Source organism: Micromonospora sp. CNZ297, from assembly GCF_007827625.1.
Genome location: NZ_VISU01000009.1, coordinates 103448 through 117870 on the forward strand (window position 1 = coordinate 103448; position 14423 = coordinate 117870).

A 14423-nucleotide genomic window follows, 5' to 3' on the forward strand; every position below is an offset into this window, starting at 1 on the left:
CTAGCCTAAGCGCATGACGGATCGCCCGAAGAAGCTCACCGCCGCCACGGTCGTCCGGACCACGCGGCCCACCCCACACCTGATCCGCCTGGTCCTGGGCGGCGCCGAGCTGGCCGGACTGCCGGTGGGCGCGTACACCGACCACTACGTGAAGTTCGTCTTCCCGCCGGCCGGGGTGACCTACCCGGACCCGGTCGACCTGGCCACGATCAAGCGGGAGTTCCCGGCGGAGCAGTGGCCGCGCCTGCGCGCGTACACGATCAGGGCCTGGGACGCCGCGGCCGGTGAGATGACTGTCGACGTGGTGCACCACGGCGACGAGGGTCTGGCCGGGCCGTGGGCGGCGGCGCTGCGTCCCGGCGACCGGGTGTTGTTCACCGGGCCGGGCGGCGCGTACGCGCCGGACCCGGCTGCCGACTGGCACCTGCTGGCGGGCGACGAGAGCGCGCTGCCGGCCATCGCCGCCGCCCTGGAACGGCTGCCGGTGGGCGCGCCCGCGAAGGTGTACGTCGAGGTCGGCGGCCCGGCCGACGAGCTGCCCCTGACCAGCGCGGGTGAGGTCGAGGTGTGCTGGTTGCACCGCGACGGGCGTCCGTACGGCGAGCCGCTGGTCGAGGCGGTCCGGGCGCTGGCGTTCCCGCCCGGCCGGGTGCACGCGTTCGTGCACGGTGAGGCCGGGGCGATGAAGGAGCTGCGGCGGCTGCTGCGCGTCGAGCGCGGCGTGCCCCGGGGTGACCTGTCCATCTCCGGCTACTGGCGGCGTGGCATGGACGACGAGGGCTGGCGGTCCACCAAGCCGGCCTGGAACGCCGCAGTGGAGGCCGAGGAGGCCGCCGCCGTCGTGTCCTGACGTGGTTCCTGCGGCATTCCGGCGCGGCGGTGCGCCCGGCCCGCCGACGATGGAGGCATGACGGGACAATCGGGGCGGCGGGCCGTTGCCCAGCGGGTAGACCGGGTGGTGCTCGGCGCCGGTGTAGCCGGTGTGCTCGCGGTGGTGCTGTGGGGCGTGTTCGCCCGGGGTTCACTGGCCCGGTTCGGTGAGTCCGGCCTGGCCTGGGCCGTGAGCACGTTCGGCTGGTTCTTCGTGGTCGCGGCCGACGCCTTTCTGGTGCTGGCGGTCGTCGTGGCCGCCTCCCGGTTCGGCCGGATCCGGCTGGGCGCCGACGACGACGAGCCGGAGTTCAACACCCTGGCCTGGGTCGCCATGATGTTCAGCGCCGGCATGGGCATCGGCCTGGTGTTCTTCGCCGTCGCGGAACCGATGCAGCACTACGCCACGCCGCCGCCGGCCTCCGGAGTCGAGCCGCAGACCGGCGCCGCCGCCTCGGCGGCCATGCAGTACACGCTCTTCCACTGGACGCTGCACCCGTGGGGCATCTACGCGATCGCGGCGCTGGCCCTGGCGTACTCGACGTTCCGCAAGGGGCGGGGCAACCGGATCTCGTCCGCGTTCGCGCTGCTGCTCGGGGACCGGACCGACGGCCCGCTCGGCCGCGGGATCGACCTGCTCGCCGTCTTCGCCACCGTGTTCGGCTCCGCGACCAGTCTCGGGCTGGGTGCGCTCCAGGTGGCGGCCGGCCTCGACCTGGTGGCCGGGGTGCCGGACAGCCGGGCCGTCGAGTTGACGATCATCGGAGCGCTCACGCTCGCCTTCGTCGTGTCCGCCTTCTCCGGACTGCACCGGGGCGTCAAGTGGCTGTCCACCACGAACGTGCTGATCGCCGTCGCGCTGATGCTGTTCGTGTTCGTGGTCGGTCCGACCGTCTACACGCTGGAGGTGCTGCCGGCCTCGGTCGGTGACTATCTGAGCGGCCTGGTGCGCATGTCGACGCGTACCGGGGCGTTCTCCGACCCGGCCTGGCTGGGCTCGTGGACCGTCTTCTACTGGGCGTGGTGGATCTCCTGGGCGCCGTTCGTGGGCACGTTCATCGCCCGCATCTCGCGCGGCCGTACGGTCCGTCAGTTCCTGATCGGGGTGCTGCTGATACCCAGCGGCGCGAGCACCGTCTGGTTCGCGGTGATGGGCGGGACCGCCCTGCGTACGCAGACCACTGGCACCCGGGACCTGGTGGCGGACGTGGGCGCCGGTTCCGAGCAGGCGCTGTTCGGGCTGCTCGACGCGCTGCCCCTGGCCACGCTGACGAGCGTGCTCGCCATGGTGCTGATCGCGCTCTACTTCGTCACCAGCGCGGACTCCGCGTCGCTGGTGCTCGGCTCGCTCAGCTCGCGCGGCGCGCTGCGGCCACATCGCGGGGTGGTGGTGCTCTGGGGCGTGCTGATCGGCGCGGTCGCGGCGGCGTTGCTGCTGGCCGGTGGCCTGGCCGCGCTGCAGCAGGCGACCATCCTGGTCGCGTTGCCGTTCGTCGTGGTGATGCTGGGCCTGGCCGTCGCGGTGCTCCGGGAGATGGCCGCCGATCCGATGCTGCGCGCCGGGCCCCGGCCCCGCCGTTCCGGCCTGGCCGCCGCGGTGAACGCGGCCCGGTCGTACGAGGAGGAGGATCCGGCTCCCGTCACGCGCTGGTTCCATCGCCCCCGCCCCTGAGTGGGGGTACCTCGTATTGTAGTAGAGATGCTACATTCCGGGGCATGACTGCGGTCGAACTCCCGGGGGCCGTCGCGTCCCCCCGACCTCCCGACGAGGATCTCGTCCTCGACGTGCGGGATCTGCGCATGCGCTACGGCGCCGTCGACGTGCTGCACGGCGTCGACCTGACCGCCCGGCGGGGCGAGGTGGTGGCGCTGCTCGGGCCCAACGGCGCGGGCAAGACCACCACCATCGAGATCCTCGAAGGCTTCCGGCTGCCCTCGGCCGGCACGGTGCGCGTGCTCGGCACCGACCCGGCCCGCGGCGACGAACGGTGGCGCGCGCGGCTCGGCGTGGTGCTCCAGTCCTGGCGCGACCACGGCAAGTGGCGGGTGCGGGAGCTGCTCGCACACCTCGGCGACTTCTACGCGCCGTACGCCACCGACCGGATCCCGCGCCCGTGGCCGGTCGACGAGCTGCTGGAGACCGTGGGCCTGAGCGCGCACGCCGGCAGCCGGGTGGCCCGGCTCTCCGGTGGTCAGCGCCGTCGGCTCGACGTCGCTGTCGGCATCGTCGGCCGCCCCGAACTGCTGTTCCTGGACGAGCCGACCGTCGGGTTCGACCCGGCCGCCCGGCGCGAGTTCCACGAGCTGGTGCACCGCCTGGCCGACCTGGACGAGACCACCATCGTGCTGACCACGCACGACCTGGCCGAGGCGGAGAAGCTGGCCGACCGCATCCTCATCCTGGCCGGCGGCCGGATCATCGCCGAGGGGTCGCCCGACCAGCTCGCCCGGCGCGTCGCGGGGGACGCCGAGGTGCGCTGGACCCGCGACGGCGAGCGGTACGTGCACGCCACCGGCGACGCCACCGCGTTCCTGCGCGACCTGCTCCGCGAGCACGGCGACCGGGTACGCGAGCTGGAGGTGCGCCGGGCCAGCCTGGAGGACGCGTACCTGGCGCTGGTGCACGAGGAGGAGACCGGCATCCGTACCGGCCGGGCCGAGCGGGTGTGGCAGCAGGAGGCGAACCGATGAACCCGACCACCAACGCGCTGCGGGCCGGGCTGCGGCGCGGCGTGATCGAGCTGCGCGCCACGTTCACCAACGGCCAGGATCTCTGGACCTACTTCTTCCCCACGGTGGTGCTGCTGGTAGCCGTGTTCTGGATGCGCGGCTCGACGGTGCCCGGCACCGACTTCTCCCTCGGCGCCCGTACGCTGCCCAGCGCGCTCGGCATGGGCCTGCTCTTCGGCGGCCTGCTCGGGCTGGCCAACCAGCTCGTCATCGACCGGGAGGACGGCACGCTGCTGCGCGCCAAGGCCATCCCGGACGGCATGCTCGGCTATCTGGTCGGCAAGATCGTGCTGGTGTCGGCGGTCGCGCTGATCGGCGTCGTCATCCAGCTCACGCCCGGCCTGTTCTTCCTCGACGGGCTGCGGCTCGGCGACCCCGGCGCCTGGCTCACGCTGGCCTGGGTGGTGCCGCTCGGGCTGGTGGCGACGCTGCCGCTGGGCGCGGTGATCGGCTCGCTGGTCGAGAACCCGCGCAACATGGGCCTGGTGGTGATGCCGATCTTCGGTCTCATCGCGTTGTCCGGCATCTTCTACCCGATCAACGGCCTGCCCGGCTGGCTCCAGGGCGTCGCCCAGGTCTTCCCGCTCTACTGGCTAGGCTTGGGCATGCGCTCGGCGCTGCTCCCGGGCGACCTGGCGGCTGTCGAACTCGGCGGCTCCTGGCGGCACCTGGAGACGGTCGGCGTGCTCGGAGCCTGGGCGGTGCTCGGGCTCGTGCTGGCCCCGGTGGTGCTGCGCCGGATGGCCCGCCGGGAGTCCGGCTCGCGGGTCGCGGCCCGGCGGGAACGGGCCATGCAGCGGGTCGGATGAGAGGGCGTCGATGAGCGAGACCGTGCACAACCGGATCGCGGTGCTGCGCGCCGAACGGGGCATCTCCCGCCGGCAACTGGCCGACGCGCTCGGTGTGCACTACCAGACCGTCGGTTACCTGGAGCGCGGCGAGTTCCGGCCCAGCCTGCACCTGGCGCTGCGCATCGCCGCGTACTTCGAGGTGCCGGTCGAGGTGGTCTTCTCCATCGAGCCGTTCCCGCGCATCGGCGACCCCGCGGCGGCCCGCTCGGCCTGAGCCGGGGGGACGGGCGTGGCCGGCCACACGCCCGTCCCCCCGGCCGTCGCAACGTCGGTCCGGCAGGGCAGGATGTACGCCGAGGGGGTGGCGGTCATGGCGGGGCGGATCCGGGACGAGGACATCGCGCTCGTCCGCGAGCGCACCGCCATCGCGGACGTCATCTCCGAGGTGGTGACGCTCAAGTCGGCCGGCGGCGGCAACCTCAAGGGGCTATGCCCGTTCCACGACGAGAAGAGCCCGTCGTTCAACGTCTCGCCCGCCCGCAACGTGTTCTACTGCTTCGGCTGCGGGGTCGGCGGCGACGCGATCAAGTTCCTGATGGACGCCGAGCACCTCAGCTTCGTCGAGTCCGTTGAGCGGCTCGCCGCCCGCGCCGGCATCCAGTTGCGCTACGTCGAGGACGACCGGTCCACGCCGCGTACCCGCCCGCAGCAGGGGCAGCGGCAGCGTCTGGTGGCCGCGCACGCCGCCGCCGTCGAGTTCTACCGGGCCCAGCTCACCACCGCCGGCGCGCGCCCGGCCCGCGAGTTCCTCGCCGGGCGCGGCTTCGACCGGGCCGCCGCCGAGCGGTACGGCTGCGGCTTCGCCCCCGACGGGTGGGACCTGCTCACCAAGCACCTGCGCCAGCAGGGCTTCACCCACGACGAGCTGGTCATCGGCGGCCTGTCCCGCCCGGCCCGCTCCGGCTCGCTGATCGACCGGTTCCGCCGCCGCCTGATGTGGCCGATCCGGGACATCACCGGCGACGTGATCGGCTTCGGCGCCCGCAAGCTCTTCGACGACGACGACGGCCCGAAATACCTCAACACGCCCGAGACGCCGATTTACAAGAAGTCGCACGTGCTCTACGGCATCGACCTGGCCAAGCGGGAGATCGCCAAGCAGGGCAAGGTGGTGGTGGTCGAGGGCTACACCGACGTGATGGCCTGCCACCTCGCCGACGTGCCGACAGCGGTCGCGACCTGCGGCACGGCGTTCGGCGGTGACCACATCTCGGTGCTGCGCCGGGTGCTGTTCGACAGCGACGAGCGGGCCGGGGAGATCATCTTCACATTCGACGGCGACGCGGCCGGGCAGAAGGCGGCGCTGCGCGCCTTCGAAGACGACCAGCGCTTCGTCGGGCGTACCTTCATCGCGGTCAGCCCCGACAACATGGACCCGTGCGAGCTGCGCCTGGCAAAGGGCGACCTGGCCGTGCGTGACCTGGTGGCCCGCCGTGAGCCGCTCGTCGACTTCGCCCTCCGGCACGTGATCAGCCGGTTCGACCTGGACACCGTCGACGGCCGGGTCGAGGCCATGCGCCGCGCCGCGCCGCTGGTGGCGAAGATCAAGGACCGGGAGAAGCGCCCGGAGTACGTGCGCAAGCTCGCCGGTGACCTCGGCATGGAGATCGAGCCGGTGCAGCGTGCGGTGCTCACCGCCGCGAACGGGCAACCGGCGCCCGGTACGCCCGCCGCACCCGCGCGCCCCCGCCCGGGGGCGCCCAGCGTGGACAGTCCGCGGTCCATGGTGGAGCGGGAAGCGCTGAAGCTGGCGTTGCAGGAGCCGGTCCTGGCCGGCCCGATGTTCGACGCGGTCGAGGCGACCGACTACCAGCACCCGGTGCACGTCGCGGTACGCGCCGCAGTCGCAGCGGCCGGCGGCGCGTCCGGCGCCACCGGCGGCGCCGTCTGGATCGAGCGGGTCCGCGACGCCTGCGACGACCTGGCCGGGCAGGCGCTGATCGGTGAGCTGGCGGTGGAGCCGCTGCGCATTGACGGCGAGCCCGACCCGCGGTACGTCTCGATCACCATGGCCCGGCTCCAGTGGAGTTCGGTCACGGGCCGCATCCGCGACCTGAAGTCGAAGATCCAGCGAGTCAACCCGGTGAGCAACAAGGACGAGTACTTCGCCCTGTTCGGAGAACTGCTCTCGCTGGAACAGCACGCACGGGCACTGCGCGAGCAGGCCGCCGGAGGTTTGTGATGGGTCTGTTCAACCGCCGGCCGAAACTGCCGTCGGCCGACCGGCCGCCGCTGGCCGCCGACGAGCGGGTGCTCGCCTGGGCCGCCGCCGGCACCGGCGAGGGCGGCAACGACGGCGTGCTGGTCGCCAGCAACCGCGGGCTCTGGCTGCCCGGCCGGGTGGAGCGCCTCGGCTGGCACGACATCCTCAAGGCGGTCTGGTCCGGCCGCGAGCTGACAGTCACCCCGGCCGAGCCGGTCGCCGAGCGCGACGGCTACCTGGTGGTCGCGGACGGCCTCCCCGAGACTTACCTGCTCGTCGACCCGGGCGACCTGCCGCACCAGGTCCGGGCCCGGGTCACCGGCTCGGTGGCGTACACCTCGCACCACGAGGTGCCCGGCGGCTCCGGGCGGATCGCGGCCCGGCGGGTGCCCGGGGTCGACGGCCTGACCTGGACGGTCCGCTACGACCCGGGGACGCCGACCGACGACCAGGCGGTGACCGACGAGACCGCCCGGCTGGTCGCGGCGGCGCGGGCCGCCACCACCCCCGCCGACGCCTGACACCTACACCTTGAGGACGTCGACCTCGTAGAGCGGGATGGAAGCGTCGCGCGTGGCCAGGGTCAGATTCTCCGTGATCGCCTGAGCCACCAGCATGCGGTCGAAGGGGTCACGGTGATGCGGCGGCAGGCGGCCCGCGGTGATGGCGTGGTCGTGGGTCACCGGTAGTTCACGGAAACCCATGTCGCGTACCCGTTCGGCCAGATCGGGCGGGCCGGAGAGCTTCCCCGCCTGCTGCTTGATGGTGATCTCCCAGAGGCTGACCGGGGAGAGGAAGACATCTGGGTCGTGGCGTAGCCGGTCGAGGAACTCGACACCGAGGGTGGCGTCGCCGGTGATGGCCCAGAGCGCGACGTGGGTGTCCAGCAGCAGGGTCATGCGCCGATTCCGAAGTCGGCGGCGATCTCGGCGTTGGTCTGTGGCGAGTCCCAGTCACCGGAGAGGTCCACCTGCCCGGCGAGGGAGCCGACCGCCGTGCGGTTGGCGCGGCGCACGAGCGGCACGACCTTCGCCACGGGGGTGCCCGCCCGGTCGATGATGATCTCTTCGCCGCGTTCCACCCGCTCGATGATGCGCGACAGGTGGGTCTTGGCGTCATGCATGTTGTAGTGCACAGCCTCAGCCGACATTGCGCGACCTCCTCGGTTAGCTAAGTCCTTAGTTTAGGCACGTGGGCGGGCGCCGTCGAGGAAGAGCGCGACGATCCGGGCGGGTCCGGTCTCGTCGGTGAGGTCGGCGGCGCGGGCCAGGTGCAGGAACGCGTTCATCAGGAACTCCGGTTCGCCGGTGACGACGCCCTCGGACCGGGCGTCGGCGAAGAACCGGGTCACCGGCGCCAGCATCAGGGCGACGTAGAGTCCCGAGACGCGCTGCTCGAACGTGACGGCGTCGCCGTGCTGACCGGCGGCGACGGTGGCGAGCGCGTGCAGCCGGTGCGGCACGTCGCCGGGGCCGGCCAGCGCCGCCGAGATCCGGGCGCCGACGTCCCGGATGTACCGCTCCGCCACCGCGATGTAGAGATCCTCCTTGCCACCGGGGAAGTGGTGGTAGATGGACGGCTTCTGGATGCCGACGCTGCGGCCCACGCCGACCAGGGAGATGCCCCGGTAGCCGGTCGCCGCGAGCTGCTCGGCGAAGGCGTCCATGATCTGGGTGCGGGTGTCGGCTGGGCTCATCGGTTCTTCCTCGCGTGGTGGAGGGCGAGGGCGCAGGCCGCGGTCCCGGCGACGGCGAGGGTGACGATCGCCGCCACGCCGATCGGGGCCGCGGTGAGCGCCGCGTCGCCGCCGAGCTGGCGGGCGGTGTCGACGATATAGGTGAGCGGGTTGGCCACGGCGATCACCCGCATCCAGCCGGCGAGTTCGTCGACCGGCGCGAACACGCCGGTGAAGAACGACAGGCCGAACACGGCGAGCGTGACCAGGTTGGTGGCCGACGCCGAGGCCGACCGGATCGCGAGCGCCGTGCTCAGCAGCGCGACACCGACGCCCAGGGCCAGCATCAGCAGCAGCATCCCGGCGACGCCGGACCAGCTCGCCGGCCGGTAGCCGATCGCCGCGGCCCCGGCCACTGTCACCGCCATCTGGAGGACGACGGCGATCAGCGCGGCGACGACCGGGCCGACGAGGAACGGTGTCGTGGTGCCGTGGGCGAGCCGCAGGCGGTCGAGGTATCCGCTGCTGAGGTCGCCCAGCACCAGCGTGCCGGCGGCGCCCGCGCCGGTGGCGACGCCGGTGAGCAGGATCAGCGGCAGCAGGAACGCGATGAAGCTCGTCCCGTCCAGGTAGGTGCTGCCGACGGCGTCGAGCTGCCCGGCGTAGACGAGCAGGAAGAACAGGGACTGGGCGACCGGGGCGACAAGCAGTGCGGGCGTACGGAGCACGGCGCGCGTGGAACGTCTGATCGCCGCGAGGACGACAGGGGCCGGGGAGTGGCGGGGCGGGGCGACTGCGAGCGGGAGCACGGGTTCGGGCCTTTCGGGGTGCGGTGGGATCACGCCTCAGCGGGCGGCGAGGGCGACGAAGACGTCGTCGAGGGAGGGCTCGGCGAGGTGCAGCCGGGTGATGTCGGCGGCGGCGTCTCCGGCCTCGACCAGGGCCTTCGCCAGGGCGCGCGGATCGTCGGGAACGCTGAGGCGTACCCGGTCCGGGCGGTCGGGGTCGGCGCGGAACCCGGCCTCGGACGCGGCGGCGAACGCGGCAGCGGCGGCGGCGCCGGACAGGTCGAGCGTGAGCGTACGGGCACCGACGCGCTGCTTGAGCGACGCCGGTGAACCCTGGGCGACCACCCGGCCGTCCCGGAGCACCGCGATCTCGGTGGCGAGCACGTCCGCCTCGTGCAGGTCCTGGGTCGAGATGAGCAGCGACGTGCCGGCCTGGTTGAGGCGGGTCAGCTCGGTCCAGAAGTCGATGCGCGCGAGCGGGTCCAGGCCGGTGGTCGGCTCGTCCAGGATCACCACGGCGGGCTCGGCGACGAGCGCCACTGCCAGGTCGAGCTTGCGGCGGGTGCCGCCGGAGAGCGTGGCGACCCGGGCCGCGCGGTGCTCGCCCAGGCCGAACAGGTCGACCAGTTCCCGCGTACGGCGGGCCCGCCCACGGCGGCCGAGCCCGAGCGCCACGCCGTGGAAGTCGAGCACCTCGGTGGGGGTGGCCAGCGGGTCCAGGGCGTTCGACTGCGGCGCGAGGCCGATCAGGCGCCGGCCGTCCCGCGCCTGCGTGACGGTGTCGAAGCCGCCGACGCGTACCGAGCCGGACGTCGGGGTGCGCAGCGTCGCGATGATCTCCAGCAGCGTGGACTTGCCGGCGCCGTTGTGGCCGAGCACGACGAACCGGCTGCCCGGCGCGACTGTCAGGTCGAGCGCGCGCAGGGCGTCGCGCGTCCCGTAGGTCTTGGTCAGGGCGGTGGCGAGCACGAGCGGGGTCATACGCACCTCCCTACCGACCGGTCGGTAGGGAGGCCGAATCCGGTTGTCGGCCCACCCGTCCGCCGTTAGCGTCGCGGCATGTTCGCCACCGACCGGGTCCGCCTGCGTCCGCCCACCCCCGACGACGCGCCGGACATGTTCCGGCTGCACAGCGACCCGGAGCTGCACCTGGTCACCGACGACGAGCCGTTCCTGCCGCACCACGTCGGGCAGGTCCGGGCCCGGCTGGAGAAGCGTGCCGCCGAGCAGCCGGAGGCCGCCGCTCCGGTGTCGCTGCTGGCCGAGACCGTCGCCGACGGCACGTTCCTCGGCACCGGCGTGCTCTGGGGCATCAACGCCTTCAACGGGTACGCCCACCTCGGCATCACGCTGCTGCCGGAGGCGCGCGGCCAGGGCTACGGCACCGAGGTGATCCGGCTGCTCTGCCGGTACGGCTTCCGCAACCGCAACCTGCGCCGGCTGGAGATCGAGACGCTCGCCGGCAACACGGCCATGCGGCGTACCGCCGAGCGGTGCGGCTTCGTCCACGAGGGCACCCAGCGGGACCGCGAGTACGACGGCGACGGCTTCACCGACCTGGTGATCTACGGCCTGCTGCGGCGCGACTGGACGCCGTAGCAGGCGGTCCCGCGCTCAGCCGGTGCGGTAGAACCGCTGCGCGCCCGGGTGCAACGGGATCGGGCGGGTCGCCGCGGCACTGGACCGGTTGAAGTTCGCCGCCTCCGGGTGCACCTGGATCAACTCGCCCTGCCAGGTGAACAGCACCCGGGTCAGGTCGTACGCGAGCTGCTCCGGCATGTCCGCCGCCACCAGGATCACGTTCGACACGGTGATAGTCGGCGTCGGCTCGGGCGTGTCGTAGACCTCCTTCGGCAGCGTCGCGGTGGTGTAGACAGCGCCGAAGCGGGCGCTCAGCGGCTCGATCAGCTCGTCGATCGGCAGCAGCCGGAACGTGCCCGGTGCGGACGAGAGCAGATCCTTGACACCGGGAGTGGGCAGACCGCCGGAGAAGAACATGGCGTCCAGGCCCTTGGCGCGCATCCGCTTGACCGTCTCCGGCAGCGACAGGTTGAACCGCTGGATGTCCCGGTTCGGGTCGATGCCGCCGGCGGTGAGCAGGCGCCCGGCGATGATGTCGGTGCCGGACTTCGGCGAACCGGTGGAGATGCGCTTGCCGCGCAGGTCGGCGAAGCTGCCGATCTTTCCGTCGGCGCGGACGATCACGTGCGTGTAGTTGCTGTAGACCCGGGCCAGCGCCCGTACCGGCTGCGGCTGCTTGTCGAACGCCCCTCGCCCGTCGACCGCGTCCGCCGCCGTGTCGGCCAGGCTGAACGCGATCTCCATGTCCCCGCTCGCCACCCGGGTGATGTTCTCCACCGACGCGCCGGTCGGCTCCGCCCGCGCCTCGTACCCGGGCAGGTGGCGGGTGATCAGGTCGGCGTACCCGCCGCCGAGCTGGTAGTACACGCCTGTGGTGTTGCCGGTGGCCAGGAAGATCCGCCCGCCGTGCCACGCCTCCGGGGCGGAGTCCTCGGCCGCGCAGCCGACCACCAGCACCGCCGTCATCAGCGCGGCCAGCAGCCGCAGCGGGCGGCCGGTCACCGTCGCACCGCCGGTTCCAGCGCCTCCGCCACCCGCTGCACGAGCGTCGCCGTCTCGTAGCCGATCTGCCCCAGGTCGCAGCCGGGCGCGGCCAGCACGCCGAGCAGCGCCCGCTCACCCACGGCCATCACCAGCATCACCCCGCCGTCCATGTCCACGATCTGCTGGCGTACCCGGCCGGCGGACATCAGCCGGGCCGCGCCCACTGTCAGGCTCGCCAGCCCGCTGATCACCGCCGCGAGCTGGTCGACCTGGTCGGGGGCGAGGTCGGGTGAGGACGCCAGCCGCAGCCCGTCCTCGGAGACCGCGAGCGCGTGCGAGACGTCCGGCACCTGCTCGGCGAAGTTCGCCAGCAGCCAGTCCAGGCCGGCGGAGGACGATGAGGTCATGGTCTTCTCCCGTTGGGTGTGGTGTTCGGGGCACGGCGGGTCGCGCTGGCCACCCCCTCGGCGAGGGCGGACAGCCGGGCACGTACCACTTCGGGGTCGAGCAGGTCGATCGCCGGCGGCGGCGCGGTGGTGTCCGGCATCGGCTCGGGCAGGTGGCCGCCCACCTGCCGCCGTGGTAGCCCGGCGGCGGTGGTCGGGACGGGCGTCGGCGGCACGCTCACCGGCCGGATCCGCGCCGCGCTCGGCGCCAGCAGCGCGCCACCGGGCGTGCGGACGGCGGCGACGCCGCGCACCGGGCCGACGGTCGTGGCGCTGGTGACGAGACTGCGGCCACCGGCCGGCCCGGACTTGAACCAGGCCGCGGCGCGCTGTCGCCGCTCGGCCGTCGGCCGGGACGCCACCGACTCGACCCGGGTCAGCACCGATTCCGGTACGTCGACCTGTGCCACAGTGCCGGTGCCCGGGTTGTGCAACTGCACCCGGATCCCGTGCCGGGCGGCCAGGTGGGCCACCACGTGCAGGCCCATGCTGCCCGCCGCCGCGCTGGACAGCGTGGCCGGCGCGGCCAGCCGATCGTTGATCTCGGTCAGCCGGCTCTCGCTGACACCGATGCCCTGGTCGTGTACGCGCAGCACCAGCCCGTCGACGGTGCGCCGCCCGTCGACGAGCACCCGGGCCTCCGGTGGCGAGTAGACGGTGGCGTTCTCCAGCAGCTCGGCCAGCAGGTGCACCAGGTTGCCGGCCGCCGCGCCGTGCACCGCAGCGGTCGGCACGTCGATCTCGACCCGCGGGTAGTCCTCGATCTCGGAGGCCGCCGCCCGCACCACGTCGTCCAGCAGCAACGCGCCCTCGTGCCCCCGGCCGGGCTCGCCACCGGCGAGCACCAGCAGGTTCTCGCCGTTGCGGCGCAACCGGGCGGCGAGGTGGTCCAGCGCGAACAGGCGGGCCAGCGCGTCCGGGTCGGTCTCCTCGCGCTCGAAGTCGTCGAGCAGCCGCAGCTGCCGGGTGATGAGCGTACGGATGCGCCGGGCCAGCGCCTCCGCCATCCGGGTCACGTCCAGCCGCAACTCGGCCTGCTGCCCGGCCAGCCGCAACGCGGCCCGGTTCACCGTGTCGAACGCCTCGGCGACCTGCGCCACCTCGTCCTTGCCGCGCCTGATCCCGTCGGTCATCCGGGTCGCCGGACCCTCCGCCGGGGTCCGCTCGCCCGCCGCGATCGCGGTGATCCGTTCCGGCAGCTCCCGGTTCGCCATGGTGAGCGCGGCCACCCGCAGCCGACGCAACCGGCGGCTGGTGCGTACCGCCAGCAGCACTGCGGTGACGAGCGAGCCGAGTGCGACGGTGCTCGTCGCGCCGGCGGTCAGCACCGCACGCAACCGGGCCGTCCCGGCCAGGTCCGCCGCGTCCCGGTCCAGCCCGTCGGTCAGGTCCCGGCCGAGCAGGTTGTACCGGCGGATCGCGCCGCTCTGCGCCACGTACCAGGCGTCACCGTCGGTCTTCACCGTGCCCGGCGCGCCGTCGGAGTCGAGCACGGCGTCACCCATCCGGCGGGCAGTGGTCACGTCGGTGCCGTCGACCAGCCGGTACCAGGCCCTGTTCGCCGGGGCGGAGGCGATCCGCAGGAACTCGGCCTGCCGCTGCTCCCGGGCACCCCGCAGCCGGCCCAGCCGGGCCAGCTCGCCACTTTGCAGTCCACCCCTGACGAACACCGCCCGCAGCAGGTCGCGCTCCAGCGCGGACAGGTGCTCCTGGGCGGCCACCGCTGCCACCTCGCGCGCCTGGTTGGCCAGGTCGGCGTCGCGGAGCTGACTCGGCAGCGCGTCCGCGACCGCGAGCAGCGACTCCACGAGCGACACGTACGCCGGGTCGCCGCGCTCACCGGCCAACGCCAGGTCCCGGGTGGGTGCGAGCTGCGCCAGGCGCCCGCCCACGTCGTCGAGCACCCCGGCCAGATCCGGGGCGGCCCGGCGCGCGTCACCCTGCGCCGAGCGGTAGCGCTCCACCGCCGTGTCCACCCGCCGGCGCTGCGCGTCCACGAGCGGGCGGCCGGACGTACCGCCGCGCTGGCGCAACGCGGCCGTCTCGGCCAGTTCGCGTTCCAGCTCGTGCACCAGCCGTACGGTCGCGGTGGCGGTGCCGGCCAGCACGCGGGCCCGGTCGGCGTCGGCGGACGCGTCGAGCGCGGCGCCGGTCTGCGCCGCCCCCAGCACGACCAGACCGGCAGTGGCCACCAGGATCGGGGCCAGCAGTTGGACGCGGACCGAGCGGAGGCGTCCGGTGCGGTCCGCGGAGCGGTGATGCCGGCGTACGCGGGCCGGGTGGGGCAGCGGCACG

The 14423-nt window shown here is 73.4% G+C and carries 16 protein-coding genes; 8 read left to right on the forward strand and 8 right to left on the reverse strand.

Annotated elements, in window-relative coordinates; genetic code table 11:
* Positions 1 to 13: 13 nt before the first annotated feature.
* From FB454_RS17845 to FB454_RS17875, 7 genes are all read left to right on the forward strand, one after another.
* Positions 14 to 850, forward strand: a complete 837-nt coding sequence (locus FB454_RS17845; RefSeq protein WP_013287932.1) for a siderophore-interacting protein — start codon at positions 14 to 16, stop codon at positions 848 to 850.
* Positions 851 to 907: 57 nt separating this feature from the next.
* Positions 908 to 2542 (forward strand): BCCT family transporter, encoded by a 1635-nt coding sequence (locus FB454_RS17850; protein ID WP_013287931.1) that lies wholly within the window; start codon positions 908 to 910, stop codon positions 2540 to 2542.
* Positions 2543 to 2586: 44 nt separating this feature from the next.
* Positions 2587 to 3561: an ABC transporter ATP-binding protein gene (locus FB454_RS17855; RefSeq protein ID WP_013287930.1), complete on the forward strand. Its 975-nt coding sequence runs from the start codon at positions 2587 to 2589 to the stop codon at positions 3559 to 3561.
* Positions 3558 to 4409, forward strand: a complete 852-nt coding sequence (locus FB454_RS17860; RefSeq protein ID WP_013287929.1) for an ABC transporter permease — start codon at positions 3558 to 3560, stop codon at positions 4407 to 4409. The genes FB454_RS17855 and FB454_RS17860 overlap by 4 nt, the downstream gene beginning before the upstream one ends.
* Positions 4410 to 4419: 10 nt before the next feature.
* Positions 4420 to 4665, forward strand: a complete 246-nt coding sequence (locus tag FB454_RS17865) for a helix-turn-helix transcriptional regulator (RefSeq protein ID WP_013287928.1) — start codon at positions 4420 to 4422, stop codon at positions 4663 to 4665.
* A gap of 72 nt (positions 4666 to 4737) precedes the next feature.
* Entirely contained in the window at positions 4738 to 6633 is a 1896-nt protein-coding gene (gene dnaG, locus FB454_RS17870) for a DNA primase (protein WP_013287927.1), read from the forward strand.
* Positions 6633 to 7175 carry a hypothetical protein gene (locus FB454_RS17875; RefSeq protein ID WP_013287926.1) on the forward strand — a complete coding sequence of 181 codons (543 nt, stop codon included), beginning with the start codon at positions 6633 to 6635 and terminating at the stop codon, positions 7173 to 7175. Before dnaG ends, FB454_RS17875 begins: the two co-directional genes overlap by 1 nt.
* A gap of 3 nt (positions 7176 to 7178) precedes the next feature.
* On the opposite strand, the gene FB454_RS17880 is transcribed toward FB454_RS17875, so the two are convergent.
* The 5 genes from FB454_RS17880 to FB454_RS17900 are packed head-to-tail and all read right to left on the reverse strand — an operon-like array spanning position 7179 to position 10098.
* The gene (locus tag FB454_RS17880) at positions 7179 to 7553 is read right to left on the reverse strand and encodes a type II toxin-antitoxin system VapC family toxin (RefSeq protein ID WP_013287925.1); all 375 of its coding nucleotides are present in this window, start codon (positions 7551 to 7553) and stop codon (positions 7179 to 7181) included.
* A complete protein-coding gene (locus tag FB454_RS17885) occupies positions 7550 to 7804 on the reverse strand; it encodes a type II toxin-antitoxin system Phd/YefM family antitoxin (RefSeq protein WP_013287924.1) in 255 nt (84 codons plus the stop codon). Before FB454_RS17885 ends, FB454_RS17880 begins: the two co-directional genes overlap by 4 nt.
* 33 nt (positions 7805 to 7837) lie before the next feature.
* Positions 7838 to 8350, reverse strand: a complete 513-nt coding sequence (locus FB454_RS17890; protein WP_013287923.1) for a TetR/AcrR family transcriptional regulator — start codon at positions 8348 to 8350, stop codon at positions 7838 to 7840.
* Complete coding sequence (locus tag FB454_RS17895; protein WP_013287922.1) at positions 8347 to 9138, reverse strand: ABC transporter permease; 792 nt, start codon at positions 9136 to 9138, stop codon at positions 8347 to 8349. Before FB454_RS17895 ends, FB454_RS17890 begins: the two co-directional genes overlap by 4 nt.
* Positions 9139 to 9174: 36 nt before the next feature.
* Positions 9175 to 10098: an ABC transporter ATP-binding protein gene (locus tag FB454_RS17900; protein WP_013287921.1), complete on the reverse strand. Its 924-nt coding sequence runs from the start codon at positions 10096 to 10098 to the stop codon at positions 9175 to 9177.
* Positions 10099 to 10176: 78 nt separating this feature from the next.
* On the opposite strand from FB454_RS17900, the gene FB454_RS17905 reads away from it, so the two are divergent.
* Positions 10177 to 10716, forward strand: a complete 540-nt coding sequence (locus FB454_RS17905; protein ID WP_013287920.1) for a GNAT family N-acetyltransferase — start codon at positions 10177 to 10179, stop codon at positions 10714 to 10716.
* 15 nt (positions 10717 to 10731) lie between these two features.
* Here the strand turns inward: FB454_RS17905 and FB454_RS17910 are convergent, their stop codons facing one another.
* The 3 genes from FB454_RS17910 to FB454_RS17920 are packed head-to-tail and all read right to left on the reverse strand — an operon-like array spanning position 10732 to position 14422.
* Positions 10732 to 11700: a TAXI family TRAP transporter solute-binding subunit gene (locus FB454_RS17910; RefSeq protein WP_013287919.1), complete on the reverse strand. Its 969-nt coding sequence runs from the start codon at positions 11698 to 11700 to the stop codon at positions 10732 to 10734.
* Positions 11697 to 12089 (reverse strand): roadblock/LC7 domain-containing protein, encoded by a 393-nt coding sequence (locus FB454_RS17915; protein ID WP_013287918.1) that lies wholly within the window; start codon positions 12087 to 12089, stop codon positions 11697 to 11699. Before FB454_RS17915 ends, FB454_RS17910 begins: the two co-directional genes overlap by 4 nt.
* On the reverse strand, positions 12086 to 14422 hold the full coding sequence (locus tag FB454_RS17920; RefSeq protein ID WP_013287917.1) for a sensor histidine kinase: 2337 nt from the start codon (positions 14420 to 14422) through the stop codon (positions 12086 to 12088). Before FB454_RS17920 ends, FB454_RS17915 begins: the two co-directional genes overlap by 4 nt.
* Between the last annotated feature and the right edge of the window lies 1 nt (position 14423).